The sequence below is a fragment of the Deltaproteobacteria bacterium genome (assembly GCA_030654105.1).
Classification (GTDB): domain Bacteria; phylum Desulfobacterota; class SM23-61; order SM23-61; family SM23-61; genus JAHJQK01.
On record JAURYC010000329.1, the window covers coordinates 1 to 26812 of the forward strand.

23 protein-coding genes, 1 tRNA gene and 1 pseudogene are annotated in these 26812 nt (G+C 49.9%); 21 read left to right on the plus strand and 4 right to left on the minus strand.

Annotated elements, in window-relative coordinates; translation table 11 throughout:
- The first annotated feature begins 600 nt into the window (after positions 1-600).
- From Q7V48_14470 to pth, 16 genes are all read left to right on the plus strand, one after another.
- Positions 601-2040: a DegQ family serine endoprotease gene (locus Q7V48_14470; GenBank protein ID MDO9211932.1), complete on the plus strand. Its 1440-nt coding sequence runs from the start codon at positions 601-603 to the stop codon at positions 2038-2040.
- Positions 2037-2999, plus strand: a complete 963-nt coding sequence (locus Q7V48_14475; GenBank protein ID MDO9211933.1) for an RNA polymerase factor sigma-32 — start codon at positions 2037-2039, stop codon at positions 2997-2999. Before Q7V48_14470 ends, Q7V48_14475 begins: the two co-directional genes overlap by 4 nt.
- Before the next feature lie 225 nt (positions 3000-3224).
- The gene (locus Q7V48_14480; protein MDO9211934.1) at positions 3225-3674 is read left to right on the plus strand and encodes an Hsp20/alpha crystallin family protein; all 450 of its coding nucleotides are present in this window, start codon (positions 3225-3227) and stop codon (positions 3672-3674) included.
- Positions 3675-3820: 146 nt separating this feature from the next.
- Positions 3821-6451 (plus strand): ATP-dependent chaperone ClpB, encoded by a 2631-nt coding sequence (gene clpB, locus Q7V48_14485; GenBank protein ID MDO9211935.1) that lies wholly within the window; start codon positions 3821-3823, stop codon positions 6449-6451.
- Between the two features lie 195 nt (positions 6452-6646).
- The gene (gene dnaK, locus Q7V48_14490) at positions 6647-8539 is read left to right on the plus strand and encodes a molecular chaperone DnaK (protein MDO9211936.1); all 1893 of its coding nucleotides are present in this window, start codon (positions 6647-6649) and stop codon (positions 8537-8539) included.
- Positions 8540-8677: 138 nt separating this feature from the next.
- Positions 8678-9796 (plus strand): DnaJ C-terminal domain-containing protein, encoded by a 1119-nt coding sequence (locus tag Q7V48_14495; GenBank protein MDO9211937.1) that lies wholly within the window; start codon positions 8678-8680, stop codon positions 9794-9796.
- A gap of 12 nt (positions 9797-9808) precedes the next feature.
- A complete protein-coding gene (locus tag Q7V48_14500) occupies positions 9809-12067 on the plus strand; it encodes an ATP-dependent Clp protease ATP-binding subunit (GenBank protein ID MDO9211938.1) in 2259 nt (752 codons plus the stop codon).
- Positions 12068-12183: 116 nt separating this feature from the next.
- Positions 12184-13278: an inositol-3-phosphate synthase gene (locus Q7V48_14505; GenBank protein MDO9211939.1), complete on the plus strand. Its 1095-nt coding sequence runs from the start codon at positions 12184-12186 to the stop codon at positions 13276-13278.
- Positions 13279-13292: 14 nt separating this feature from the next.
- Positions 13293-13898, plus strand: a complete 606-nt coding sequence (locus tag Q7V48_14510; protein MDO9211940.1) for a CDP-alcohol phosphatidyltransferase family protein — start codon at positions 13293-13295, stop codon at positions 13896-13898.
- 93 nt (positions 13899-13991) lie between these two features.
- The gene (locus tag Q7V48_14515; GenBank protein MDO9211941.1) at positions 13992-14354 is read left to right on the plus strand and encodes a DUF1844 domain-containing protein; all 363 of its coding nucleotides are present in this window, start codon (positions 13992-13994) and stop codon (positions 14352-14354) included.
- Between the two features lie 139 nt (positions 14355-14493).
- Positions 14494-15969 carry a DegQ family serine endoprotease gene (locus tag Q7V48_14520; protein MDO9211942.1) on the plus strand — a complete coding sequence of 492 codons (1476 nt, stop codon included), beginning with the start codon at positions 14494-14496 and terminating at the stop codon, positions 15967-15969.
- Positions 15969-16805: a 4-(cytidine 5'-diphospho)-2-C-methyl-D-erythritol kinase gene (ispE, locus tag Q7V48_14525; protein ID MDO9211943.1), complete on the plus strand. Its 837-nt coding sequence runs from the start codon at positions 15969-15971 to the stop codon at positions 16803-16805. Before Q7V48_14520 ends, ispE begins: the two co-directional genes overlap by 1 nt.
- A gap of 116 nt (positions 16806-16921) precedes the next feature.
- Positions 16922-16996, plus strand: a tRNA-Gln gene (locus Q7V48_14530).
- A 55-nt stretch (positions 16997-17051) separates the two neighbouring features.
- On the plus strand, positions 17052-17981 hold the full coding sequence (locus Q7V48_14535; protein ID MDO9211944.1) for a ribose-phosphate pyrophosphokinase: 930 nt from the start codon (positions 17052-17054) through the stop codon (positions 17979-17981).
- Between the two features lie 10 nt (positions 17982-17991).
- Positions 17992-18708, plus strand: coding sequence for a 50S ribosomal protein L25 (locus Q7V48_14540; GenBank protein ID MDO9211945.1), 717 nt, complete (start codon positions 17992-17994; stop codon positions 18706-18708).
- Between the two features lie 20 nt (positions 18709-18728).
- Positions 18729-19298, plus strand: a complete 570-nt coding sequence (gene pth, locus Q7V48_14545) for an aminoacyl-tRNA hydrolase (GenBank protein ID MDO9211946.1) — start codon at positions 18729-18731, stop codon at positions 19296-19298.
- 41 nt (positions 19299-19339) lie between these two features.
- Here pth and mazG read toward each other — a convergent pair whose 3' ends face one another.
- Entirely contained in the window at positions 19340-20203 is an 864-nt protein-coding gene (gene mazG / locus Q7V48_14550; GenBank protein ID MDO9211947.1) for a nucleoside triphosphate pyrophosphohydrolase, read from the minus strand.
- Between the two features lie 483 nt (positions 20204-20686).
- On the opposite strand from mazG, the gene Q7V48_14555 reads away from it, so the two are divergent.
- From Q7V48_14555 to ybeY, 3 genes are read left to right on the plus strand one after another with little or no spacing between them, the layout of a single operon-like run.
- Positions 20687-21676: a PhoH family protein gene (locus Q7V48_14555; GenBank protein MDO9211948.1), complete on the plus strand. Its 990-nt coding sequence runs from the start codon at positions 20687-20689 to the stop codon at positions 21674-21676.
- Between the two features lie 27 nt (positions 21677-21703).
- Entirely contained in the window at positions 21704-23326 is a 1623-nt protein-coding gene (locus tag Q7V48_14560) for an HDIG domain-containing protein (protein MDO9211949.1), read from the plus strand.
- On the plus strand, positions 23229-23753 hold the full coding sequence (gene ybeY, locus Q7V48_14565; protein ID MDO9211950.1) for an rRNA maturation RNase YbeY: 525 nt from the start codon (positions 23229-23231) through the stop codon (positions 23751-23753). The genes Q7V48_14560 and ybeY overlap by 98 nt, the downstream gene beginning before the upstream one ends.
- Positions 23754-23778: 25 nt before the next feature.
- Here ybeY and Q7V48_14570 read toward each other — a convergent pair whose 3' ends face one another.
- Positions 23779-24351 carry a rubrerythrin family protein gene (locus tag Q7V48_14570; GenBank protein ID MDO9211951.1) on the minus strand — a complete coding sequence of 191 codons (573 nt, stop codon included), beginning with the start codon at positions 24349-24351 and terminating at the stop codon, positions 23779-23781.
- Positions 24352-24435: 84 nt separating this feature from the next.
- Positions 24436-24567: pseudogene (locus Q7V48_14575) on the minus strand (nucleoside:proton symporter).
- 54 nt (positions 24568-24621) lie between these two features.
- On the opposite strand from Q7V48_14575, the gene Q7V48_14580 reads away from it, so the two are divergent.
- Together Q7V48_14580 and Q7V48_14585 are read left to right on the plus strand one after the other, a co-directional pair.
- Positions 24622-25935, plus strand: a complete 1314-nt coding sequence (locus Q7V48_14580; protein ID MDO9211952.1) for a DNA methyltransferase — start codon at positions 24622-24624, stop codon at positions 25933-25935.
- The gene (locus Q7V48_14585) at positions 25913-26371 is read left to right on the plus strand and encodes an MjaI family restriction endonuclease (protein ID MDO9211953.1); all 459 of its coding nucleotides are present in this window, start codon (positions 25913-25915) and stop codon (positions 26369-26371) included. Before Q7V48_14580 ends, Q7V48_14585 begins: the two co-directional genes overlap by 23 nt.
- Before the next feature lie 251 nt (positions 26372-26622).
- On the opposite strand, the gene Q7V48_14590 is transcribed toward Q7V48_14585, so the two are convergent.
- Positions 26623-26812, minus strand: a 190-nt coding sequence (locus Q7V48_14590; GenBank protein ID MDO9211954.1) for a hypothetical protein, incomplete at its 5' end; no start/stop codon positions are given.

Here is a 26812-nt window from a genome sequence, read left to right on the forward strand (position 1 = left end):
GCTGTGACTAACAATTTCGACGCAATCACGGCTCCCTGCCCTCCCCGGCCATGGATGCGAATCTCGATCATAGTTTCAACTCCTGTCAATTGGGACGCAGATTGGCGCAGATAAGCGCAGAAACAACAAATTACATTTTAAGGCCCTTTTTGTTCAACCTTCTATTTTTGATGGCTTCGTAAAAAGTCCTTTTTGCCCCATTTTCGTCATTCCCGCGAAAGCGGGAATCCAGTTAATTCAAGCAGTTCTGTCCGCCTGAGGCGGACTGCTTTCGCAGGAGTGACGGCTTTTCTGACTTTTTACGAGATCATCATACTTAATTCTTGAATAAATATGGAAAAAAGAAAAGATAAGTTCTCGGTATGCCAAGAATTACGCGGGTGGTGGCTTGGGATATCGGTATCACCTAACCCAACGCGGGAATTAGCAGCAAATCTAAAGCTCCCATTTCACCAAACTTTCCTAAATTTATTCAAGGTTTGGCTTAAATTGACAATGGGTCAAGAAGGGGCTAACATATATATTACAGAAATTCAAATTGAAAACTACAAAAATCAAAATTTAAAGTAGCGAATGAATCGGAAAAATATAGGGCGCGAAATGGCAAGTTTACCAATTAAAAAAGTTTGGGGATTTCTTTTCTTTTTAGGAATTTTTATCCTTTTTATCGGGGTATCCAGTTCCCATGCCGGAAGAGCTTGGGCCCAAAAATCAGGGCCGATCAATCTGACTACGGCAATCGCCGATGTGGCCCAGAAAACGATGCCAGCAGTCGTTCACATCGAAGTTACGCAGCGGGTGGACGTGCCAACCGCCGTTTTCCCCTTCGAAAGTGATCCTTTCTTCCGCTATTTTTTTGGGGTGCCTCAGGGACCCCGCAGTTATAAAAGGGAGATGCGCGGGATCGGGACCGGTATGACCATTGACGGTGATGGTCATATTGTAACGAACAACCACGTCGTCAGCGGAGCGACAAAAATCACCGTAAAAATGGCTTCCGGTGAAGAATTTGAGGCCAAGGTAGTTGGAGTCGATCCCAAGACCGACTTGGCTGTGATTAAGATTAAGGCTCCTCAAAACATCCCCTACCTAACTTTCGGCAATTCGGACCAACTGCGGGTTGGAGAGTGGGTAGTGGCCATTGGTAACCCCCGAGGATTGGAGCAAACCGTGACGGCAGGAATTATCAGCGCCAAGCACCGCACGGGAATCCTCGATCCATCAAGCTACCAGGACTATATTCAAACCGATGCCGCCATCAACCCCGGGAACAGCGGTGGGCCGCTGCTAAACTTGGCTGGGGAGGTCATCGGGGTCAACGCGGCTATTGTCTCCGAATCGGGAGGGTTCGAAGGAATTGGGTTTGCGATTCCGAGCAACATGGCCAAGGCCATCGCCGATGATTTGATCAAAACCGGAAAAGTAATGCGGGGATGGCTGGGAGTGAGCGTCCAGGATATTACAGCCCCCCTGGCGAAAAGCCTGAATTTGAAAGTCCTCAAAGGAGCCTGGATCGCGGAAGTGTTCAAAGGAGGGCCGGCGGAAAAGGCTGGGATCATGAAGGGAGATGTGGTTGTTAGTTATGATGGGGCCGCCCTGGAGAATGCCAATGATTTCCGGAATCGCGTTGCTGCCACGCGGGCAGGGAAAAAAGTGGAGGTCGGGCTTTTACGCCAAGGAGAACGGATTATCATTCAAGCCGTGGTGTCTGCCTACAAACCTGCACCCCGTATGGCCGCCGTTGAACTCAGGAATAAACTGGGGGTGGAAGTGAAAGAAATCTCCATCCTGGAAGCTCGCCGCAGGCGCCTGGATTCACGCGAGGGAGTTATCCTCACCAAAGTGGACCCCAATGGGCCCGCAGGCCGGGCGGGACTGGAAGTAGGAGACATCATTCTCCAAGTTAACAATCAGGCGGTGCGCGGAATCAATGATTACAATCGCATTCTGGAGCAAGTTCAACGGGATGAAGAAATCCTGCTCCTGGTGCGGGATATGCGCACCGGTGATATGGGTTACTTGGCGGCGGTGGTCCAATGAACCAAAGGGAAAAGATAGGCGAAATTCCCGTCCCCTTCGAAGAAATGCCTTCCCTGGAGGAAGAACGGAATCCCGCTGAAGATCATGAAGCCCTTGAGGTCTTTGACCCCCTCAAGAAGTACCTCATGGAGGTCCGTAAGTTTCCGCTGCTTTTGCGGGAAGAAGAGTTAACGTTGGCCAAGCGTTGGTGGGAAGAAAAGGACCGTTATGCGGCTTACCGCCTCGTGGTTTCCAACTTGAGGCTGGTGGTGAAAATCGCTTTTGAGTATCAGCGGGCCTATACCAATTTACTGGACCTGATCCAGGAGGGAAACCTGGGATTAATGCAGGCGGTGAAAAAGTTTGATCCCTACCGAGAAGTTAAACTCTCATCCTATGCTCCCTGGTGGATTCGGGCCTATATTTTAAAGTTCATCATCGATAACTGGAGTCTGGTGAAAGTAGGGACCACCCAGGCTCAACGGAAGCTTTTTTTTCGCTTGCAAAAGGAAAAAAACCGCCTGGAAGCTATGGGATTCGACCCTGGCCCGAAGCTCCTGGCCAGTCACTTAGATGTAACCAAAGAAGAAGTAAGCGAGATGGAGCAGCGCCTTGAAGGGGGAGACCTTTCGCTCAACGCGCCCTTGGATGCAGATACTCACCACACGTATCTGGATATCCTGGAGGGAGAAGAGACCCTGGAGGAAAAAGTTGCCGACAACCAATTTAAAAAGGCGGTTGATCAAAGGATCGAGGAATTTTCCCGTTCCTTGAAGGACAAGGAAGCTTTTCTTTTAAAACACCGATCGATGGCCGAGGATCCACTTACCCTCCAGGCGGCGGGGGATCAATTGCATATTTCCCGGGAGCGAGCCCGCCAGATCGAAAAGAGAGTCCTGAGCAAGCTAAAGGTTTTTTTGAAAGAGAAATTTCCCGACCTGGACGACCTGCAGTTCACTATTAAAGACAGCGAAAAGTAAAAACGGCATAAGGCAATAGGCAAAAGGCAAAAAGTGTTGAGGGTTAAGGGTTTAGTTTTTTTTGCCTTTGGCCTTTTGCTTGGAAACTCGCGCCTGCCCTTCCTGCCCTGGAGCGGTTTTTTAATGATTGTTCCGCAATCTGCAACTGTATGGGGGGTTGACAACCTTCGGGGCAATGCTTAATTTTTTATTGACTGACCGCAACAATGAAGGGAGAAATTGAATATGGCACTGATTCGTTGGGATCCATTTCGAGAAATGTCAGCCCTCCAAGAGCGCATGAATCGGCTTTTTTCCGATGTCCGCGCCCAGGCCCCTGTCCGGGGAGAGGAGATCGTCCAGGGTGCTTGGATCCCGGCGGTGGACATTTTTGAGACAAACGAAGCCATCGTCCTTAAAGCTGAACTTCCAGGGATAACTGCGCAGGACATCTCGGTCGAAGTCAAAGACAATACTCTCACCTTGAAGGGCGAAAAGAAATTTGAGAAAGAGGTTAAGGAAGAGAATTATCACCGGGTGGAACGCTCCTATGGGTCGTTCCAACGGGCCTTTACTCTTCCCGGCACCATCCATCAAGAAAAGGTAAAGGCCAAGTTTAAGGATGGGATTCTCGAAATCACTCTGCCTAAGGTCGAGGAGGCCAAACCGAAGCAGGTCAAAGTGGAAATAAGTTAATCGCCGTTCCGGCAAGGGGGGCGAAAGCCCCCCTTTTTTTTAATCAGATTATAAAAAATATTAGCAATGATCGGCCTATTTCTTAAAGTAATTTCTCCTTTTTAAAAAGGTTAGAAGGACTTTTTTCGCGCCGAGAGGATCATAAAATGCGATTCGATAAATTTACTTTAAAAGCTCAAGAAGCCCTGCAGGATGCCCAGGCTGTTACGGAGAAGCGTGAACATCAGCAGATCGAGCCAGAACACCTCTTGATAGCCTTACTCCAGCAGAACGAAGGGATTGTGCCTCAGGTGTTCCAAAAACTCGGAGCATCTATTCCGAACACCCTCTCGCAGTTAGACGAGGCTCTGGGGAAGATTCCCAAGGTTTATGGATCGGGGATGGGGCAGGGGTACCTTTCTCCCAGGTTGCAGAAAATCTTGGATGGGTCATTTCGGGAGTCGGACCGCTTGAAGGACACTTATGTAAGCACGGAGCACATGCTCCTGGCCATTGTCGAAGAACAGGACGGGGCGGCGGCCAAAATCTTAACCAACCAAGGGGTGAAGAAAGATGAAATTTACAAAGTGCTGGCGGCTATCCGGGGCTCCCAAAGGGTGACCGACCAGAATCCGGAAGAGAAGTACCAGGCATTAACCCGGTATACTCGAGATTTAACCGAGTTGGCCCGAAAAGGAAAGTTAGACCCGGTGATCGGGCGTGATGATGAGGTTCGCCGCGTTCTGCAAGTCCTCTCTCGCCGGACCAAAAATAACCCGGTCTTAATCGGGGAACCTGGTGTGGGGAAAACGGCGATTGTGGAAGGCCTAGCCCAGCGTATCGTCAACGGCGACGTTCCCGAGACGCTGAAGAACAAACGTCTGGTAGCCTTGGACCTGGGAGCTCTCATTGCCGGAACCAAATACCGAGGGGAGTTCGAAGACCGGTTAAAGGCCCTTCTCAAAGAGATTACCGAAGCCGAGGGGGAGGTCATCCTGTTCATCGATGAGTTACACACCCTCGTAGGAGCCGGAGCGGCTGAAGGAGCGATGGATGCTTCGAATATGCTGAAACCCGCCTTAGCCCGGGGTGAACTGCGTTGTGTAGGAGCCACGACCATCAATGAATACCGCAAGCACGTGGAAAAAGATGCTGCCCTGGAGAGGCGCTTCCAACCCGTGATGGTCACGGAGCCAACGGTGGAGGGCACCATTGCCATTTTACGGGGGCTTAAGGAGCGTTACGAAGTCCACCATGGGGTGCGCATCCAGGATTCGGCTATCGTCGCTGCGGCCACGCTATCCCATCGTTATATTTCCGACCGGTTTTTACCGGATAAAGCGATCGACTTGATCGACGAAGCAGCCTCCCGGCTGCGGATTGAAATCGACAGCATGCCCGTAGAAGTCGACGAAGTGGAACGGAAAATAACTCAACTGGAAATTGAACGGCAGGCGCTTCTCAAAGAGAAAGATCGTCCTTCCCGGGAGCGTTTAGAGAAGATCGAAAAGGAATTGGGCGAACTGAAGGCTTCCGGAGAAGCCATGAAAGTGCATTGGCAGCGGGAAAAAGAATCAATTCAGAAAATCCGTTCCTTAAAAGAGCAGATCGATGAAACCAAACGCGAAGAACAACAGGCCGAACGGGAAGGAAACCTGGCCAAGGTGGCTGAGATTCGTTACGGCCGGATCGGGGAGCTGCAGAAAAAATTGGAAAAAGAGAACCAGGCGCTGGCTGAACTGCAAAAGGAACAGAAGATGCTGAAGGAAGAGGTGGAGGCCGAAGACGTTGCCGAAGTGGTGGCCAAGTGGACGAGCATTCCCGTGACCAAAATGATGGAGGGGGAAGTCGAAAAACTCTTGAAGATGGAATCCCGCTTGCAGAACCGGGTGGTAGGTCAAGAGGAAGCCATCCGTTTGGTTGCTAACGCGGTGCGCCGCGCGCGTGCCGACCTTCAGGACCCCAATCGTCCGATAGGTTCCTTTATTTTCCTGGGGCCCACCGGGGTAGGAAAGACGGAATTGGCCAGAGCGCTGGCAGAATTTTTATTTGATGACGAACAAGCCATGGTGCGCATCGACATGTCTGAATTCATGGAAAAGCACTCCGTCGCCAGATTGATCGGGGCGCCCCCAGGTTACGTGGGATACGAAGAGGGAGGATATCTGACCGAAGCCGTTCGCCGGAAACCTTACTCCGTTGTCCTCTTCGATGAAGTGGAGAAGGCCCATGCCGAAGTTTTCAATGTTTTGCTGCAGATATTGGACGACGGCCGCCTTACGGATGGCAAGGGAAGAACAGTTGACTTTAAAAATACGGTATTGATTATGACTTCCAATATTGGGAGTCAATGGATCCAGGACCTTGGGGCCCGCGAACATGAAGAGATGCGCCGCCGGGTGTTGGAAGCCTTGAGGGCTCATTTTAAACCGGAATTCCTTAACCGGGTGGACGATATCATTATTTTTCATTCTTTAACTATCGAAAATATAAAAGATATCGTGGAGATTCAATTGAGAAACTTAAAAAAGAGGCTGGTCGAACGAAAAATGGACCTCCAGCTCACTGAACGGGCCAAAGAGGTTCTGGCCAAGGAAGGGTTTGCCCCGGTCTATGGTGCCCGGCCCTTAAAGAGGGCCATCCAGCGATTGATCCAGGATCCCCTGGCGCTGAAAGTTCTTAAAGGGGATTTTTCTGAAGGAGATGTGATCGAAATAGATGCCGCCCCTGGTAAGGAATTAACTTTCCACAAGAAAATTTCCAAGGGGAGAGGCCGGGTAACACCGGCTCAGGCCTAAAAGAATAAAGTTCGGAGTTCGGGGTTTTGAGTTCGGAGTAAAAAATCTCCGAACTCCGAACTAAATTACTCTCAACTCTTTTTTCCGGGTTTACTTGACAAGCCTATGGAAAGTGATTAAGTTTTAAAAGGAATTTGTAAAGTTGGTTTTTATCTTCAGCTCTGATGAGGGGCTAGAATATTTGGAGGATGGAAAATGGCCAAAATTATTGGAATCGATTTGGGAACGACCCTTTCCGTTGTAGCGGTAATGGAAGGAGGGGAGCCAAAAGTCATCATCAATGAAGAGGGAAGCCGTTTAACACCGTCGGTAGTGGCCTTTACCAAAGACGGAAATCGCCTGGTGGGTCAAGTGGCTAAAAGGCAGGCAGTGACCAACCCGGAGAATACGGTATATTCTATCAAACGATTTATGGGTCGGCGGTATGAGGAAGTCAACGAAGAAATGAAGATGGTTCCTTATAAAGTGGTCAGGGATGATAGTGGAGGGGTTCGAATAAAGACCAGGGATAAAGAGTATTCGCCCCCGGAGATCTCGGCCATGGTGCTGCAAAAACTAAAAAAATCTGCCGAGGAATACCTGGGGGAAAAAATTACGGATGCCGTTATCACGGTCCCAGCCTACTTCAATGACAGCCAGCGGCAAGCCACCAAGGACGCGGGGACGATCGCCGGCCTGAACGTGCGGCGGATCATCAATGAACCCACGGCTGCGGCCTTAGCCTATGGCCTGGATAAAAAGAAAGATGAAACCATCGCCGTCTATGACTTCGGGGGTGGAACCTTCGACATCTCCATTCTGGAAGTGGGCGATAACGTGGTGGAGGTGAAGTCCACCAACGGGGATACCCATTTGGGTGGAGACAATCTGGACCACCGGATTATCGAGTGGTTGATTGCGGAATTTAAAAAAGATCAAGGGATCGACCTGAGCAAGGACCTCATGGCTCTCCAGCGGCTCAGGGAGGCGGCGGAGAAAGCGAAGATCGAACTCTCTTCCACCATGGAGACGGAGATCTCCTTGCCTTTTGTCACGGCGGATGCCTCAGGCCCCAAGCATATGAACTTCAAGCTCACGCGGGCCAAATTCGAGTCCCTGGTCATGGACCTTTTGGAAAAGACCCTTCCTCCCTGCCGGCAAGCCTTGGAGGATGCCGGATTGAAACCCAATCAAATTGATGAAGCGGTTTTGGTGGGTGGGTCGACGCGCATCCCTAAAGTTCAGGAGTTAGTGCGCCAATTCTTCGGCAAGGAACCGCATAAAGGAGTAAACCCGGATGAGGTTGTTGCCTTGGGTGCGGCGGTTCAAGCTGGGGTTTTGGGAGGAGAAGTAAAAGATGTCCTTCTCCTTGATGTAACGCCTCTTTCCCTGGGGATCGAGACCTTGGGCGGCGTCATGACCCGGCTGATCGACCGCAATACGACGATTCCCACAAAGAAAAGTGAGATTTTCTCCACGGCCGCAGACAATCAAACCAGCGTCGAGATTCATGTCCTGCAGGGAGAACGAGACATGGCCCGAGACAACCGAACCCTGGGGAAATTTCATTTAATGGGCATTCCTTCAGCTCCCAGGGGAGTCCCTCAGGTGGAAGTAACTTTTGACATTGACGCGAATGGAATCCTTAATGTTTCGGCCAAAGACATGGCCACGGGGAAGCACCAGGCCATTACCATCACGGCCTCCAGCGGTTTGGCCAAGGATGAAGTGGAGAATATGGTTAAGGAAGCAGAGGCCCATTCCGAAGAGGATAAACGTCGCCGGCAGGAAGTTGAGCTGCGCAACCAGGCCGATGCTTTGGTCTATAACACCGAAAAGACCCTAAATGAGCATCGGGAAAAGATTCCCGTCAGCGAGGTGAATGCCATCGAAAGTGCGATCAAGGAGGCCAAGGAAGCGATCGCCAGCGGGGATATGGGAAGAATTCGGGAAAAGATGGAGCTATTAACCAAAGCCTCCCATCATCTGGCCGAAATCATGTACCAGCAAACTTCCTCCAAACAAAAGGCCGAGGGTGCTCCCGGAGGAGCCCGAGCCGGGCGGCCTGACGAGGATGTTGTGGACGCTGAATTTGAAGAGAAGAAATGATTTTCTTCAACAGGGGGGATCGAGAGGGTCCCCCTTTTTTTCTCATCTTTTGGGTTGAAAAAGAAGATCAGCTTATGGTATAAGGTAAAAACAGCGTGGATATTGGGCAAGAGATTGGCAGATCATTCGATACTATAGATGGCTTCGCGGAAAGATTACTACGACATTTTAGGAATTCGCCGGGGCGCTACCCCAGGGGAGATCGAGAAAGCATTCCAAAAATTAACCCGAACGTATCAGTTCATTCCCAATCCTAGCAATAAGACTGCGGAATCTTGTTTCAAAGAAATCTCTGAAGCTTACGAGATTTTGTCGAACAAGGAAAAGAGGGAAAAATACGATCGTTCGGGAGTGGAACTTTCTTCCCTCGACTTGGCTTGGGACTACGACGTAGAGGAAGAGGAGGAAGAGGATTGTCATTTCGAAGGCTTTGAGGATGTCCTGGGGAAATACTTGGGCACGGCCGAAGTAGCCGCTATCCAGCAACCCCAAAAAGGAAGAGACGTCCATTGTGCTTTAGAAATTACATTTGAAGAAGCGATGGGGGGAAAAATAACGGAAACCCAAGTCGGGCGAGAGATTCCGTGTTTCTCCTGTTCGGGCACGGGAGCTGACCCTGCTGGGCACCGGAAAATCTGCGGCCGCTGTGGCGGAGCTGGCCAAGTACAGATCGGACTTCCCCCGGCAACTTTTGCGGGAAAATGCCCACATTGCCATGGAAAGGGAAAGATTCCCAGTCACCCTTGCCGAACCTGTTGTGGGAGAGGGCGGATGATGCAAAAAGATCAAATTCGCCTGCAGGTTCCGCCTGGCGTGAACGATGGCTGCCGCATATTTCTGAAAGGAATGGGGCAGGCAGGAAAGAACGGTGGGCTGAATGGTGACCTGATTGCGACGATTAGAGTGTCAAAGCATCCCTATTTTCAGAGAAAAGGGGATGATTTGCATTTAATTGTTCCTTTAACCATTTGGGAAGCAGCTTTAGGTACTGAGATTAAAGTTCCTACCCTGGAGGGTACAGCAAGGGTGACGATTCCTTCAGGGGTGCAGGAGGGAGAGCAATTGCGCCTGGCTAAGAGGGGAGTCCCATCTTTTTGTGGGGGGGGTCGGGGAGACCTGGTCATCGCAGTAAAAATCGTCATACCCCATAATTTAGATGATCATTCCAAAGAGATCTTAGGAGAACTGAAACAATTGAACCCCCAGAACCCACGGGAGGAGCGCCATTGGCGTTGGAACCCTAAGGGAAGAGGTTAAAAAATTTGATCCATGATAGACCTGAGCAACTATAAAGATTACCTCTCCGATAAGGCCCACCGGGTTCTGGCCTCGGCGATTGAGGAGTCCCAGAAGCGCCAGCACCATTACCTGGGGGTGGAGCATATTTTTTGGGCCATCATGGAAGTGGAATCGTCCCTTTTTTCCGACATTGCCGATAAACTCAATGTCAGCCCCCGGAAAGTAATCAGTTCTCTTCAAGAGTATTTGAATACCTCCAAACAACCTTTGGCAGGGGGAATGAAAGTTCCCCCTTCAACCAAAACCATTTTTAAGTTGGCCTGGGATTCGGCGATTAATTCTGGCCGGAAGGTAATCGAAACGACGGATTTTCTCAAAGCCATTTTCCAGGAGGGCCACAATATTCCGGTGCGCATCTTGCGGGGAATGGGGGTTGAACCTACAGCCGTTACCCGCATCATATCCGTCCAAGACAAGGTGCTGGAGGAAAAAAACGAAGAATTCAAGAAAAGATATGACCTCCCCCCCTATCTGAATAACTTCGGAGTGAATCTGAACAAACTGGCCCGCTTGGGGAAGCTTCCTCCCATTATCGGCCGAGAGGGTGAAATTCAACAAATTATGGAGATTCTCTGCCACCGCGATCGCCCCAATTCGGTCATGATCCTCGGTGAACCCGGCGTGGGCAAGACGGCGGTGGCAGAAGGTCTGGCGAGCAAACTGGAGAAGGAGCCGGAGAGCGTACCGAAGCGGCTGCGCAATTTTCAAATCGTCAACCTGCAGATGAACACCCTGGTGGCTGGGACCATGTTTCGGGGGATGTTCGAAGATCGCATCGAAAATGTAATCAAAGAGGTCAAACGCCGGCAAAATTTGATTCTTTTCGTGGATGAGGCCCATACCTTGATTGGAGCCGGGACCGCCCTGGGGGTTCCCACGGACGCAGCCACGATCTTCAAATCCACTCTGGCCAGGGGAGAAGTACAGATGATCGGGGCCACTACGGCCAGTGAGTATAAAATTCACATCGCTGAAGATGAAGCTCTGGCCAGGCGTTTTCGCGTTGTCACCATCCAAGAACCTACCTCGAATGAGGCGCGAGAGATTCTGCGGGGCATTCGCCCTCGCTTGGAAAAAAATTATTCGGTGCGAATCAGCGACGAGGCCATTGAAGTTGCCCTCTCGATGGCCCCGCGATATCAGCATAACTTGCGGCTCCCCGATAAGGTCATCAACTGGCTGGACACAGCTTCGGTGAAGGTGGAGATCGAAAATTCCAGCCGACCTGTTTTCGGCAATGATGTTATCCAGGTTATCTCCCAGGAGACGCGCATTCCCCGGGAGATGGTTTTTCGGGATACCACGGACCAGTTCAGGGATATGGAAGAAACCCTGGCCATCCGGGTCGTAGGGCAGAAGGAGGCTATATCGGCCTTGGCTCGAAACCTCCGCTTGAATAAAGGGCCCTTGAAAGAGAATTTTGAACGATCGGATGGGGTGCTTCTTTTTCTCGGCCCAACGGGGGTGGGGAAAACGGAGTTGGCTAAAACTTTAGCCGAGTTTCTTTTCGGGGATGAAAAGAAAATGGTCCGCCTGGATATGTCGGAGTACCGGGATGGAACGATCTCCGTGGACAAGCTTATCGGCATGCCTCGAGGGATCGTCGGCTCCGAGCGGGGCGGAATCCTGACCAACCAAGTGCGCGATAATCCTTACACCGTTGTTCTTCTGGACGAGGTGGAAAAAGCTCATCCGCACGTGCTCAGCCTTTTCCTACAGGTATTCGATGAGGGTTTTTTGACCGATGGCCGGGGAAGAAGGGTCTATTTTAGCGATACGGTCATCATCATGACCTCCAACTTGGGATCGGATGAATTCAAACGTTTCCTGAAGCCCTTGGGGTTTTTGGTGGATACTCAGCGTCTGACCGAAGTGAAGAAGGCGATTTTGAAGGAAGTAGAAAACCATTTCTCCCCGGAGTTTCTCAACCGGATCGACGACATTATAGTTTTTTCTCCTCTAACACGGGAAGAAGTAAGAGAAATTACCCAGCGGTATTTGGGGCGGATTCGTCAGAGCCTCGCTTCCCAGGGGAAATCCTTTGTCTTTACAGAAGCAGCGCTTGAGTCTCTGGTAGAGATAGGGTTTAGTTTAAAATATGGTGCCCGTTTTCTGAAACGGCGGATCGACGAACGGGTAAAGATTCCCATTACCCTCCACTGGAAGGAAGGGTCCGCATTCTTTGTGGATGCCCCAAATGGCCAAGTGACCGTTTCCTGGGCCTCGTAAGGAAAAGAAGGTCTGTCTCGCGTGAGAAGGACCTTGGGGGTTCACTGGCCGGGCGGCATTCATCAAAGACGGAGGGGAAAAATCCAGGTGAGATTCCCAAAAGAGGGGCTGAATTGATGGAAAAGATAAGGTTAGCGATCGTGGGGGTGGGCAATTGCGCCAGCTCTTTGATTCAGGGAATTGAATATTACCGCAGGCACGAAGGTTCGGAGAAATTGGGACTCATGCATTATGATTTGGAGGGCTACCAGCCTGGCGATATGGAGGTGGTCGCAGCCTTCGACGTGGACAAGCGGAAGGTGGGGAAACCCCTTTGTGAAGCGATCTTCGCCCTGCCAAATTGTACGCGGGTAATCAGCTCCCAAGTGTCCAATTCGAAAACGACCGTGCAAATGGGCCACGTATTCGATGGCATTTCCAGCCATATGCGGGAATATCCAGATGACCAAACCTTTTTACTGGCCGATGAAAAACCATGCGACGTGGAAAAAGTTCTGCGGGAGAGCGGCGCAGAAATCCTGCTGAACTACCTTCCCGTGGGCTCGGAGGAAGCGACTCGCTTTTACGTCACCTGTTGCCTGAACACGGGCGTGAGCTTGATCAATTGTATCCCGGTCTTCATTGCTTCCAGTCCGGAGTGGGGAAAGCGCTTTGCGGAACGGCAAATCCCCATCGTCGGAGATGACGTGAAAGCCCAGCTGGGAGCCACAATCCTTCACCGAGCCTTGACCCAGCTATTCGTCGACCGGGGAGTAAAGATTGACCGTACCTATCAACTGAATACGGGCGGCAACACCGATTTCCTGAACATGCTCAACCAGAGTCGGCTACGTTCGAAAAAAATCTCTAAAACAGAGGCGGTACAATCCCTCTTGGACTATCCCCTCAACGCCCAAGACATCCACATTGGCCCGAGCGATTATGTTCCCTGGCAGAAAGATAATAAGGTCTGCTTCCTGCGCATCGAGGGAAGGGGGTTCGGAGGAGTGCCCTTGAACGTGGAGCTGCGCCTTTCCGTGGAGGATTCTCCCAACAGCGCCGGAGTGACCATCGATGCCATTCGCTGTTGCCAATTAGCCAGGGAGCGGAAGATTGGAGGACCTCTAACCTCGGTCTCGGCTTATGCCATGAAGCACCCACCCCAACAAGTACCAGACCCACTGGGTCGTCAGATGGTTGAGGAGTTCATCCGCGGCCTTCGCGAGAGGTAGGGTCATATTCTTCCATGCTCAAGGCAAAGCTCGGGGACCAGCTCGATCCCTTCCTGTACCGTACATCCCGCTTGATCCAGAGGATGGGTTTAAAACCCAATACGCTGACGTTCATCGGGCTGGGTGTGAACGGGTTCGCTTCATGGGCTTTGGCCGAAGGGGAGTGGCTTCAGGGAGCCAGTCTGATCGTTCTGGCGGGTTTTTTCGACATCTTAGACGGAGCCATGGCTCGGAATTGCAACGAGGCCAGCTCCTTTGGGTCATTCTTAGATTCAGTTATTGATCGTTACTCCGACCTCAGCCTTTTGGTCGGTTTACTCATTTTTTATTCGCGGCATGGGATCATCCTATACCAGGTGCTGATGGGGCTGAGTTTAATGGGCACCGCGTTGGTTCCCTACACCAGAGCCCGGGCGGAAACCATCATTCCGCAGTGCAATGTGGGAATTATGGAGAGGCCGGAACGCATCCTGCTGATTTTTTTCGGGGCAGCAATCCCCACGATTATGCCCATCGTTGTATGGATTTTAGCCATTTTCACCAACCTAACGGTGATTCAACGGGTGCTTTACACCCGCCGCACCATGGGGGGGAAAGGGTTGAAGAATAAAAAGGCCTGAGGCGCAAGGTATAAGGCGTAAGGTTAAAGGCGAAAGGTACAAGGTGTAAGATATAAAAAGTAAAGCGTAAAGCCTACGCTTTCCGGGGGTACCATGGAAGAAAGAGACGAAAAAAAAGGATTCACCATTCGCGACCGAAGGGGTTCTTCCCAGCAGGGAGAAACGGCGAAGGGGGGAAGCGGGGAAACCGAAGAATTCCCAACATCCCAACCCCTTATCGACTTTTCTTCCTTTATCTTTTCTCTGAGCACATCGGCCCTCTTGCATTTGGGAGAAGTTCCCGATCCGGTGACCCAGAAACGCGAGAAGGACCTTCCTTTAGCCAAACAGACCATCGATATCCTGGGGATGCTCAAAGAAAAAACCCGAGGGAATTTGAAGCCCGCTGAAGAAGGATTGATGGAAAATATTCTTACCGACCTTCGCTGGCGCTATATCCGGGAAGTAAAAGAATGATATATAATAAAGCATTGGCGTAAGGCGCAAGGCGAAAGAAAAGACCTAAGGCAATAGGCGCATGGAAGAAAGGAAAGGTAGTAGCATGGCAATAGGAAATGAACGGCTCGGGCCAACCCCAAGGAGGTTCGGAGCCGGAATGCTCGTCTTCGTGGCCATCATCGCCCTGGTAGGCGGGATATTGATTGCCTTGAATCTTCAAGTCCGGCCTTCAGCAAAGGCCACAGAATTTTTAGGGGCGAAGAAGGTAAGTCTCTCAACCCATCCATCTTCTTCTTTAACCCCGAATATATTTGTGGAGCTCACCAAAAGAGTCAAGCCGGGGGTGGTGAACATCAGCACCACCAAGGTGATCAAAGGGGGTGGAAGAGTTTTTCGGCATTTTTCCCCGCCCTCCCGGGAACGAGACCCATTCCGGGACTTCTTCGGGGAAGATTTTTTTGAGCGGTTTTTCGGTGATATTCCCCCAAGAGACTATGTCCAACGGTCATTGGGCTCGGGCTTCATCATCGATCGCGAGGGACACATCATCACCAACAATCATGTAATCGAAGGAGCCAGTGAGATTCGAGTGCGCCTCTCGACGGACAAGGAATTTCCAGCCGAAGTCATCGGTCGGGATCAAAAGACCGACCTGGCTCTGATCAAGATTAAATCTTGGAAAGATTTGCCCGTGGTAGAATTGGGAGATTCAGACAAGTTGGAGATTGGCGAATGGGTTATGGCCATCGGCAACCCCTTTGGGCTTGCTCAAACCGTGACCGTGGGCATCGTTAGTGCCAAGGGTAGGGTAATCGGCTCCGGGCCTTACGATGACTTCATCCAGACCGACGCTTCGATCAATCCCGGAAACAGCGGCGGTCCCTTGTTCAACCTTAGCGGAGAAGTCGTAGGGATCAATACGGCTATCGTGGCCACCGGCCAGGGAATCGGCTTTGCCATTCCGATCAATGTGGCCAAAGAAATCATCTCCCAACTGCAAAAGAAAGGAAAAGTCACTCGCGGGGGCATAGGAGTTTATGTGCAGAAACTTACCCCCGACTTAGCCAAATCTTTCGGTCTGGAGCAGAGCAAAGGGGCGTTGGTGGCCGACATCATCCCTGGAAGTGCCGCGGAAGCGGGGGGAATCCGCCGGGGAGATATCATTATGAAGTTTAACGGCAAAGACATTGACGAGATGAATGAACTGCCGCGCGTCGTGGCTTCTACCCCCGTGGGTAAGGAAGTGGAGGCTATGGTCCTGCGGGAAGGGAAGCCCCTAACGTTGAAATTAAAAGTGGGGGAACTCAAGGATGAGGCCTTGCCTCCTGCTGCCGAAAAAACCAAACTTGAACTGGGGATGAGTGTCCAGGAGATCACTCCCGAGATTGCTCGACAGCTCCGTCTGGGTGAACCCGGGGGAGTGGTGGTCACTCAAGTGGAGCCTGGAAGCGCGACCGATGAAGCTGGAATTCACCGGGGAGATATTATCCACGAGATCAATGGTCAGGCCATCCGCAAACTCAGCGATTATCAGGCGGCAATAAGTAAAATCAAGAAAGGAGAGATCATCCGCTTCTTTATCAAGCGGGGAGAGAGAAATCTATATGTCACTCTCCGCGTTCCGAAAGAATAATGAAATTTCTGGCCCCGGCAAAAGTTAACCTCTATCTGGAAATACTGGGCAAAAGGCCGGATGGATATCATGAGCTTCAAACTCTGATGCACCGGGTTGATCTTGGTGATGAAGTGGAAATAAGCCTGGAGGGGCAGGGGATTAAGCTGGTTGCCGACGGAAAGGGAATTCCAGAAGGAATGGAAAATCTGGCCTGCCGTGCGGCTCAAGTTTTTTTCGAGGAGTTGGGAATTCAAAGGGGTTTAAAAATTCGGTTGAAAAAAAGAATTCCTGTGGCCGCCGGCTTGGGCGGAGGAAGCAGTGATGCTGCCACGGTAGTGATGGGCCTGAACGACCTCCTGGAAACAGGCTGGGCCCGGGACCGGTTGATGGCTCTGGGGATGAAGATCGGGGCGGATGTACCGTTTTTTATCTTCCAGAAGCCGGCCCTAGCCGGGGGCATTGGGGAAAGGTTGACCCCGGTTGGCTTTCCCGAACCGATCTGGTTCCTTATGCTGATTCCTCCTTTCCCCATATCCACAGCCTGGGCTTATGCAACCTATGAGCGTTTGTCCAATAAAGGAAAAGAACCTATACCCCTAAAGGATTCTTACGTGGATATCACAGAAATCTTGCCGGTTATGCGCAATGACCTGGAAGCAGCGGCTTTTTTGATGTTTCCGCAGATCAGGCGGATGAAAGAAGAATTGTTGGCCAAAGGGGCCCAAGGGGCTCTGATGACTGGAAGCGGCCCCGTGACCTATGGAATTTTTTCATCGAAAAAGGAGGCCGAACAGACGGAAAAGGTCATCACTTTACCAACCGGGTGGAAAACAATCATTTGCCGAGGAATTTAATCCAAAGCAAAGAAATTTATTTTTTTGATGACTTTTTACGAGATCATCAATTTATAGAAACAAAAGAAAAATATCTGGGTTTATCTGTGAAAATCTGTGTCCTGATATAATTTCGCTGGGGCGTCGTCAAGCGGTAAGACACGGGTCTTTGGAACCCGCATTCGGAGGTTCGAATCCTCCCGCCCCAGCCAGAAAAGGGAATTTATAGCGTTCTTGAAGAAGAGAGGAGATAAAAGGGTGGATCGCATGCGGATCTTTTCGGGGAATTCCAATGTTCCATTAGCCCAGGAAATTTGTAGTTTTTTGGGTACTCACCTGGGCCAGGCCGATGTACGGAATTTTAGTGACGGCGAGATCCAGGTGGACATTGATGAAAGTGTACGGGGCATGGATGTATTCGTCATTCAATCCACCTGTACCCCGGGGAATACCAACTTAATGGAACTCCTGATCATGATTGATGCCCTGAAAAGAGCCTCGGCCGACCGCATAACCGCCGTTCTCCCCTATTACGGCTATGCCCGCCAGGATAGAAAAGTTTCGCCCCGAGCACCGATCACGGCCAAACTGGTGGCTGACCTGATTACGGCCGCAGGAGCCCACCGTGTTCTGACGGTAGACCTCCATGCCGGGCAAATCCAGGGATTTTTCAATATACCCGTGGACCACCTCTTTGCTGCGCCGGTGTTATTAGATCACATCCGAACCGGCTTTCATGGCGATATGGTCATTGTTTCCCCGGACGCTGGAGGTGTGGAAAGGGCCCGGGCCTTTGGCAAAAGATTAAAGGCAGGGTTGGCCATCATCGACAAACGCCGGGAAGGCCCGAACGTGGCCAAATTTATGAACATTATTGGAGAAGTCAAGGATTTGCAGGCCGTTATTCTTGATGATATCGTAGACACAGCAGGAACCTTGGTAGAAGCGGCTTCCGCCCTGGCGTCTAAGGGCGCCGCGAAGGTTGTAGCCTGTTGTACGCATCCGGTTTTGTCAGGGCCGGCGGTGAAACGGTTGCAAGAATCGATCATCGAGGAGGTTACGGTTACCAACACCATACCCCTGAAACCCGAAGCCTTGTCCAATCCCAAGTTCAGAGTTTTATCCGTAGGAAAACTTTTAGCCGAAGCTATTAAAAGAATTCACTGTAATGATTCAGTGAGCTCTTTATTCGTTTAAGGGAGGTATCATGGAGCAGAGAGAATTGGAGGTTTTTTTAAGGACGGAGAAAGGAAAAGGGGCAGCTCATCGAATCCGGCGTGAGGGTAAAATCCCGGCGGTACTCTATGGACGCGCAATGGAGACTTATTGCTTGAGCCTCAACCCGGAGGAGCTGAAGAAAATATTGACCAGCGGAGCGCGAGAAAATACCCTGATCGGATTGAAAATGATCGGACCTGGAAGCGAGAAGATTGGCAGTAGAGTGGTCATGTTGAAAGACCTTCAAGTCCATTCGCTCATGAGAAACTATCTCCATGCTGATTTTTATGCTGTGGCGATGGACGAGAAGATTGAGGTCGAGGTTCCTATCCATCTGACGGGCAAAGCCGAAGGAACGAAATCTGGCGGTATCCTGGAACAACCCCGGCGCGAAGTTCGAGTTCGCTGCCTGCCCACGGATATTCCGGAGTTCATCGAAGTGGACGTAAGCGGATTGCAGATTGGGGATTCTCTGCACGTGCAGGACATTCTTTCTTCCAGCAAATTTGAGATCGTCGCCGAGACCAATTTCACGGTGGCCAGCGTAACCCCGCCCATTTCCGAAGCCAAATACGAAGAAATTGTGGCTGCTCCGGGGGGTGAACGGGAGGTTGCCCAGCCCGAGCGGATCGGAGAAAAGAAGGAAGAAACCGAAGAAGCCAAAGAAACCAAAGAAACCAAGGGGGCTAAGGAAGGCAAGGAGTAGCTTTTCTTTGAGGAGGTGGGGTGAAGCTCATCGTGGGCTTGGGAAACCCTGGGCGGAATTACCGCTGGACACGCCACAACATGGGCTTCGATCTTGTAGAACGCTTGGCGAAGCAACATGGAATCAAGCTTTCTCAGAGGGGTTTAAAGTCCGTTTACGGTCGGGGCAAGATTGGGAAGGTAGCGGTAATCCTGGCCAAACCTCTGACTTATATGAACCTTTCCGGAGATGCCGTCAGCCGGCTTCTCCGGTTCTTCCAAATCCAACCTGAAGATTTAGTCGTCTTGCAAGATGACCTGGACCTGCCTTGGGGGAAAATTCGTATTCGGGTAAGGGGAGGGCACGGCGGCCATAAGGGAATCAAATCCATTGCTGAGGCTATAGGAAGCGACAGTTTTCAGAGGGTGAAGGTAGGAATCGGAAAGCCTCTTGAACGAAATTTAGACCCGGCCGATTATGTCTTAGAACCTTTGCTGGAGCAGGAAAGGAAAGAATTCCAAGAAGCGGTGGAGAAAGGTGCGCAGGCCGTAGAAATTCTGGTCGCTGAAGGACCTCAAGAGGCGATGGACAGATTTCATAAAAATAAATAGGGTGTATAGGGTGTAAGGTAAAAGGCGTAAGTCCCGAGGCCCTACTCCTTAAGCCTTCTTTTTTTGGCTTCATTCCAAAGTTGATCCATCTCATCCGGAGTTGCTTCTTCCGGTGTACGTCCTCTGCGTTGCAATCCCAACTCCACCTGCCGGAAACGGTTGGCAAAGCGGCGGTTGGCTTTCCGCAGTGCTTCTTCGGCGGAGATTCCCTTAAAACGAGCCCAATTGACTAAGGTGAAGAAAAGATCCCCCAATTCTTCTTCGACTCGTTCCAAAGAGGTTTCTTGCCCCGCCTTTTCCAACTCAGCCAGTTCTTCCAGAACTTTTTTCCAAACCCCATCAACATTCGGCCAGTCAAAGCCGGCACGGGAAACTTTTGCCGACATCCTCTGGGCGCGTTCAAGTGCCGGAAGGGAAAGGGGGAGAACATCGATTCGCGAAGTTTTTTCCGATCTTTTTTCTTCATTTTCTTTTACATACTTCCAAATTTCCACGACCGATTGGGCATCCTTGGGCTGGCCTTTACCAGGAATCTTTCCAGTTGGGGAGAAGACATGCGGGTGACGCCGGATCAATTTTTCACCGAGAATGTGGACCACCTCTAAAAAGTTAAATTGTTCTTTTTCTTCGGCTATACGGGAAAGGAAAATAATCTGCAAAAGGAGGTCTCCCAGTTCTTCTTTTAGCTCATCGGGATTATTCATTTCGATGGCTTCAAGCACTTCGTAAGCTTCTTCTATCAGGTATTTTTTAAGGGTGTTTTCGGTCTGTTCCCTATCCCAAGGGCAACCCGAAGGGCCACGGAGCTTGGCCATGATGGCCAGCAGGTCGGCAACATTTCGTTTTTTAAAGGTTTTTTCTTTTGGGGATGAAGCGCCCGAAATTTTCTTTTTGATGGTTTTCATGTAATTAACAGCGGTTCACCGCAGATTACTCTGAGAACACCGTGCACAATTAATCAAAATATCTCGATGATTCAATAATTTAATTGTATAGGAAATTCCTTTTGGATACGGATGTACACAAATTATCAGGATAAACTAAAAAGAAAATAATTATCTGCGGTTATCTGCGTAAATCTGCGTCCTATTAAATTTATGACTCAATGGCAGTTTCTTTAGAATATATCCTAAATCACCCGTGGGAGTGATTCAAGGAAAATTATTGCTTGACGCTGAAAATTATGATAATATTAGTTTATGTTGATCATGAAGCCTGACGGATCTTGATCAAAAAGCATGGAGTTATAGGATTGCCCTCATCCTAATGAGGGCATTTTTCTTTTAGGAATGGCGATCCATCCAAATTTAATAAATATCCCCATCTTTGCCAGCGCTTTGGTTTTTCTGGGGGGGAATCTCGGAGAATAAATCGGCTTGAAAGCCAAAATGGAAGAAGCCCCCGCCGGCCGGGTTCATTTTGAAGATCCATCCACTCTTCAGCTTCTCTGTGGGGAAAAAGACGGTAATTTAAAGCTCATCGAGAAAAGCATTGGGGTGGAGATTCATGCCCGGGGGAATACCTTAGCGATCTTCGGGGATCGGGTTTCCGCGCAACTCGCCGAAAGGCTCCTTGGGGAGCTTTACGATATTTTACGGAAGGGTCATCCCATCTACCCGAACGATATTCTTTCCGCCATCCGCATTCTTTCCGGGGATAATTCGGTCAAACTGAAGGATATATTTTTAGATACGGTTTATATTTCTTCCAAGCGTCGTCTGATTACCCCCAAAAGTTTGGCGCAAAAACTCTACATCGACGCCATTCGGAGCTATGATATTGTTTTCAGTATTGGTCCGGCGGGAACGGGGAAAACCTACCTGGCCATGGCCATGGGGGTGGCTGCCTTGACCAAAAAAGAAGTTCACCGCATTATCCTCACTCGACCAGCCGTGGAAGCCGGGGAAAAGTTAGGATTCCTTCCCGGCGACCTCTTAGAGAAGGTTAATCCTTATTTGCGCCCTCTTTATGATGCCTTGCACGACATGATGGATTTTGAGACGGTTTCGCGGCTTTCGGAGAAAGGGGTCATCGAAGTAGCACCTTTGGCTTTTATGCGAGGGCGCACGCTCAATGATTCTTTCGTAATTCTGGATGAAGCTCAGAACACGACGTCAGAACAGATGAAAATGTTTCTCACCCGTCTGGGGTTCAGTTCCAAGGCCGTGATCACGGGTGACATTACCCAGACAGATCTACCGGCGGGTAAAGTGTCTGGTTTGATCGAAGCCCGGGAAGTCCTGGCCGGGATCGAAGGGATTCACTTCAGCTATTTCACGGAAGTGGATGTTGTGCGGCATCCCCTGGTTCAAGAAATCATCAGAGCCTACGAGGTTCAAGGCCGGAAGAAAAACTCTCCTGAAAGAGAACGAGCATAAAAAGTCGGCCCAGCTGGAGGAGTCGGATTGACCAAGGCGGCAATAAATAACGGTGGATACCGCAAAAAGAGGCCTCTTACGAAGCTGATAACCCTGGTTAAACGCAAGATTGCACCACAGCCCGGAGGTAAGCGGGGTGGGCTGCGCCAATTTCCCTGGAGGCGGATTAGCCTTCTTTTGCTTTTAGCTTCCTCCGTGGGCTTACTTCTTCCAGCCCAAGCCTTGGGGATCAGCTTGCTGGTGTTTCTCCTATTGGCCATCCTCTTTGAATTCGCCGCCGCAAACATCCGCAAGTTCTCCCCCAATGATAAGGACCTGCTCTTCCTTACCCTTCTTTTGGTGGCCCTTCTATTCGTAACCAAGGTCAGTCTGGTGGTCTTTCCCTTCGTCGGCCAGGCCTTGCCGGAAATTCCCCCTTCCGCTTACGTTTATGGGATTGGGATTGCCGCCGGAGCCATGCTGGTGCGCATCATACTCAACTCAGAAACCGCTTTGGTCTTCTCCGTGGTGGCCAGTCCGTTCGCTGGCTGGCTGCTGGGCAATAACTTTTTCTTCTCGGTCTACTTTTTTATCGGCAGCGTGGTTGGTGCCCACAGCGTAGCTTATTGTGAGGATCGGAGCATCTTATTAAAAGCGGGGGCCAAAGTGGGGCTGGTGAACGTTATGGCGATTCTCTGTCAGAACTTGATCGGCCAAAAGTGGGTTTTCCCCGAGGTTGGGTTTGACCTCCTCTTCGGCTTTTTGGGGGGAGAGGTGGCAGCGGTTGTTGTCCTGGGGACTCTGCCACTCGTGGAATGGGTTTTCGGGTATACCACCAACATCAAACTTTTGGAGATGGCCAACCTCAACCATCCCTTGCTGAAAAGAATGATCCTGGAGGCCCCCGGAACCTACCACCACAGCGTTATCGTCAGTACCATGGCAGAGACGGCTGCCCGGTCCGTCAATGCCAACCCTCTTTTGGCGCGGGTAAGCGCTTATTACCACGACATTGGTAAGATCAGCAAACCTCTTTACTTCGTGGAGAACCAGGGGAGTCAGGAGAATAAGCATGACAAATTGGCACCAAGCATGAGTAGCCTGATCCTGATATCTCACGTGAAAGATGGCCAGGAACTGGCCCGAGAGTACAAGCTGGGGGAGAAGATCTGCAGCATCATTCAACAGCACCATGGGACGAGTCTAATCTCTTTTTTCTACCAGAAGGCCAAAGATCAAGAAGACCCGGAGATTGCGCAAGTAGATGAGAGAGCTTACCGGTATCATGGACCCAAACCTCAAACCAAAGAGGCCGGGTTGGTCTTACTGGCCGATGCAGTGGAAGCTGCCTCCAGGACGCTCCTTCAACCCACCCCTGCTCGCTTGCAGGGCCTGGTGCAGCGGATTATCAACAATATTTTTACGGATGGTCAGTTGGATGAATGTGAATTGACCCTTAAGGACCTGCATCAGATTGCCAAAAGTTTCAACACGATTCTGGCCGGCATCCACCATCATCGGGTGGAATACCCGCTGCCAGCGGCCAAAGAAAGCCACGGGAAGAAGAGGAATAATGGGGATTTTCATAAGCAACCGGCAAAATCGGGTCGCGATCGACCCCCAGAGGATAAAAAGAGCGGCGAAGAAGATCTTAAACGCCTTGGGATGTGACGAAAGCGAAGTCAGCATCGTCATCGTAAATGATGAAGAGATCACCCGCCTGAATCGTCAGTATTTTAAACGCAACCGTCCTACCAACGTTATCGCTTTCCCCATGGCATCTGGTGACCCAGCTGCGCTCAATCCTCACCTTTTAGGGGATGTGGTCATCTCGGCAGAAACGGCAAAACGCCAATCTGAAGCCGTAGGTGGAAAAACGGAAGAAGAAATTCTTTTTCTGATGCTCCATGGCATCCTCCACCTTCTGGGTTATGACCACGAGGGATCACTGGATGAGCGCCGGAAAATGGAGGCCAAGGAGCAAGAGCTCTTTCATAGGGTTCGAGGATTCGAGGGGCCGAGGGGTCGAGGGGCAAAAATTTCGGAAGGCAGATTGCGGAATAGAAATTCTAAAATTCGCCATCACTTGGATCCTTGAACCCTCGAATCCTTGAACCCGGTTTTTAGTAATTTTCCGCCAAGACCTCGAAGTGAGCTCGGGGATGCGCACAGACCGGACATTTATCCGGCGCCTCTTTCCCTTCTAATACATAACCGCAGTTCCGGCAGTGCCACTTCACAGGTGTAGTCTTCTTGAAAACAGTCCCTTCCTGGATATTTTTCAGCAGGGCCAGGTACCTGGACTCGTGGAACTTTTCTACCTTGGCTACTTGGCTGAAGGTTTGATAGGCTTCCATGAATCCTTCTTCCTTGGCCCCATTGGCGGAATTCTGGTAAAGGGTAGTCCATTCCAAATTTTCCCCGGCGGCTGCGGCTTTGAGATTGGCAGCTGTATCTCCGATGACCCCGGCCGGGTAGGCAGCTTGAATTTCCACTTCTCCTCCCCGGAGCAACTGAAAAAAGAGCTTGGCGTGTTCTTTTTCGTTATCGGCCGTTTCCAGAAAGATGGCCGCAATCTGCTCGTAGCCCGCTTTCCTGGCAACGCTGGCAAAATAGGTATAGCGATTCCTAGCCTGGGATTCACCGGCAAAGGCGGCTAATAAGTTTTTTTCCGTCCGGCTTCCTTTGAATTCCATACTTTACCCTCCTTAAAATTGTAATCTTTTAAATTTAAAGTAACCTGAGCCTTCCCTATTTGCAATATTTTTTTGCTCGTTCTCTTAGGTAATAATGCCAACAATGGCGCCGGCCATGCAGGTCGCCAGGGTGCCGGAAATAATCGATCGCATACCCAGGGAAACGATCTCCCCTCGCCTTTCGGGCACCATACTCCCCACTCCCAAGAGAACCCCTTGACAGATTGGTTTTGTTTCTTTAAATTGAGTTTGAAGATTCGAGGTCACGGTATGAAAACCCATCACAGATTGATTATTGGCGATTCCAGAGCGATGAAAGAGATCACTGATGAATCCGTACACCTAATCATAACTTCTCCGCCCTATTGGCAACTAAAAGATTACGGCAACGGAAAGCAGATCGGTTTTAACGATTCTTATGAGGATTACATTAATAATCTGAACTTGGCCTGGAATGAATGCCATCGAGTTTTGCACAAAGGTTGTCGGCTCTGCATCAATATCGGGGACCAGTTTGCAAGGTCCGTTTACTATGGGCGTTACAAAATTATCCCCATAAGAACAGAAATCATCAAATTCTGCGAGAATGCAGGATTTGATTATATGGGCGCAATTATCTGGCAGAAAGTGACCACCTGCAATACGACCGGTGGAGCAACGGTAATGGGTTCGTTTCCCTACCCGCGTAATGGAATTATTAAGCTCGATTACGAGTTTATTTTAATTCTGAAAAAGTATGGCGATTCCCCCAAAGCGAGCCGCGAGATCAAGGAGCAGTCAAGACTAACCCAAGAAGAATGGAATCAGTATTTTGCGGGCCACTGGAATTTCCCGGGTGAGAGGCAAAATCAACATTTAGCCATGTTCCCCGAGGAATTACCCAAGCGGCTTATAAAAATGTTCAGCTTTATTGGCGATACCGTACTGGATCCATTCTTGGGAAGCGGAACGACAGCGTTGGCGGCCAAAAATCTGGATCGGAATTCCATTGGATACGAAATAAATGAAGATTTTTTGCCCGTCATAAGGGAAAAGCTGGGGCTGAAACAGGGATCCTTGTTTCAGGATTCAAGTTTTGAGATATTGACCCAAAAGGAATTAAGAACTGATTTCAAAGAAGAGATCAATAAACTGCCATATATATTTAGAGACCCGATCAAATTTGATAAGAAAATTGACCCCAAGAAAATGAGATTTGGCTCAAGAATCGACACATCCATTTCCAAAAGAGAAACTTACTACACAGTAAAAGAAGTCCTATCGCCCGAAAAGGTGATTTTAAATAATGGGCTGGAAGTCAAATTAATAGGAGTAAAAGGAAACCCGGCGAAAAGTCAAGAAGCGGTCCAATTCTTAAAAGATAAAACGAAGAACCAGAAAGTATTCATGAAATATGACGCCATCAAATATGATTCAAGCAGCACGCTTCTCGTTTACTTGTATTTAGAGAATAAAACTTTTGTTAATACCCACATGATAAAGTCTGGTCTTGTTGAAGTTGATACTGAATATGATTTTAAATACAAGGAGAAATTCATAAATCTTCGGAAGGAACCGCATCATGACCTTCAAAAAGTTCGCTAAAGATTTTGGCAGCAAAGAAATCGTCCTGAATTATGCAAATAGGCGATGGGGCCTCACCAAGACTAAAAAAGTTGGAGAAGTCATGGCGATGATACGCCAATGCCAGCCGAGGACATTCCAAGAATGGCAAGATTGGTATTTCAGCCATGCTTTTACAAATACTAAACAACCAATAAAAATGACCAAAGAAATACTAACTGAACTTGGTCAGCGATTGTATGAGAAGATTACTGAAATTGTTGCCCCACAATTGCGCGAAGCGTTGGCTACACTGACCCTGCAGGATTGCGTCGATTATATATACGAATTGACGATCCATCGGACATTTGACGGATATTTGACAGAGAAGTCGGTTGTTCATGATACCCTTGCTAAGGAGTTTCCCGATATTGTATTTGAAGAAACGAATCCAGATCTCGACCATGCCGGAGACTGATATGATTGACCAAACAATCGGGGTTCTTAGAGCGGGTCCGGTGGAAGAACCTAAGAATCAACCGAATGTTCAAGTAGAACTAGACGTTCAGAAAGGATATGCGTTCATTGCAATGCCAATTGGTTCTCCTGGCCGAGGCTTTCCTCTCCTTTAAGAAAGAGCGCACCCGCCATTCCAATGATGCCTTGATCATCTTCAATCGATTCTGGTACACTTACCCAGAGAAAGTGAAGGCAGGAGCTGAACCCATTCTAGACTTTATAGCCGGGGTCCCGAGTGTCCGAGTCTTCCATAAATAAAGAGGAGCGTCGACTGCACCAGACCGCATAAGAAGCGCGGCTGGTGAGTCGTGGCGTTATTTGACAGGAGATATAGCAGATGGAATGGCATCGTGACGAGTTTACCGTCTCAGATGACCGAACGATGGTTAACGTGCGCATC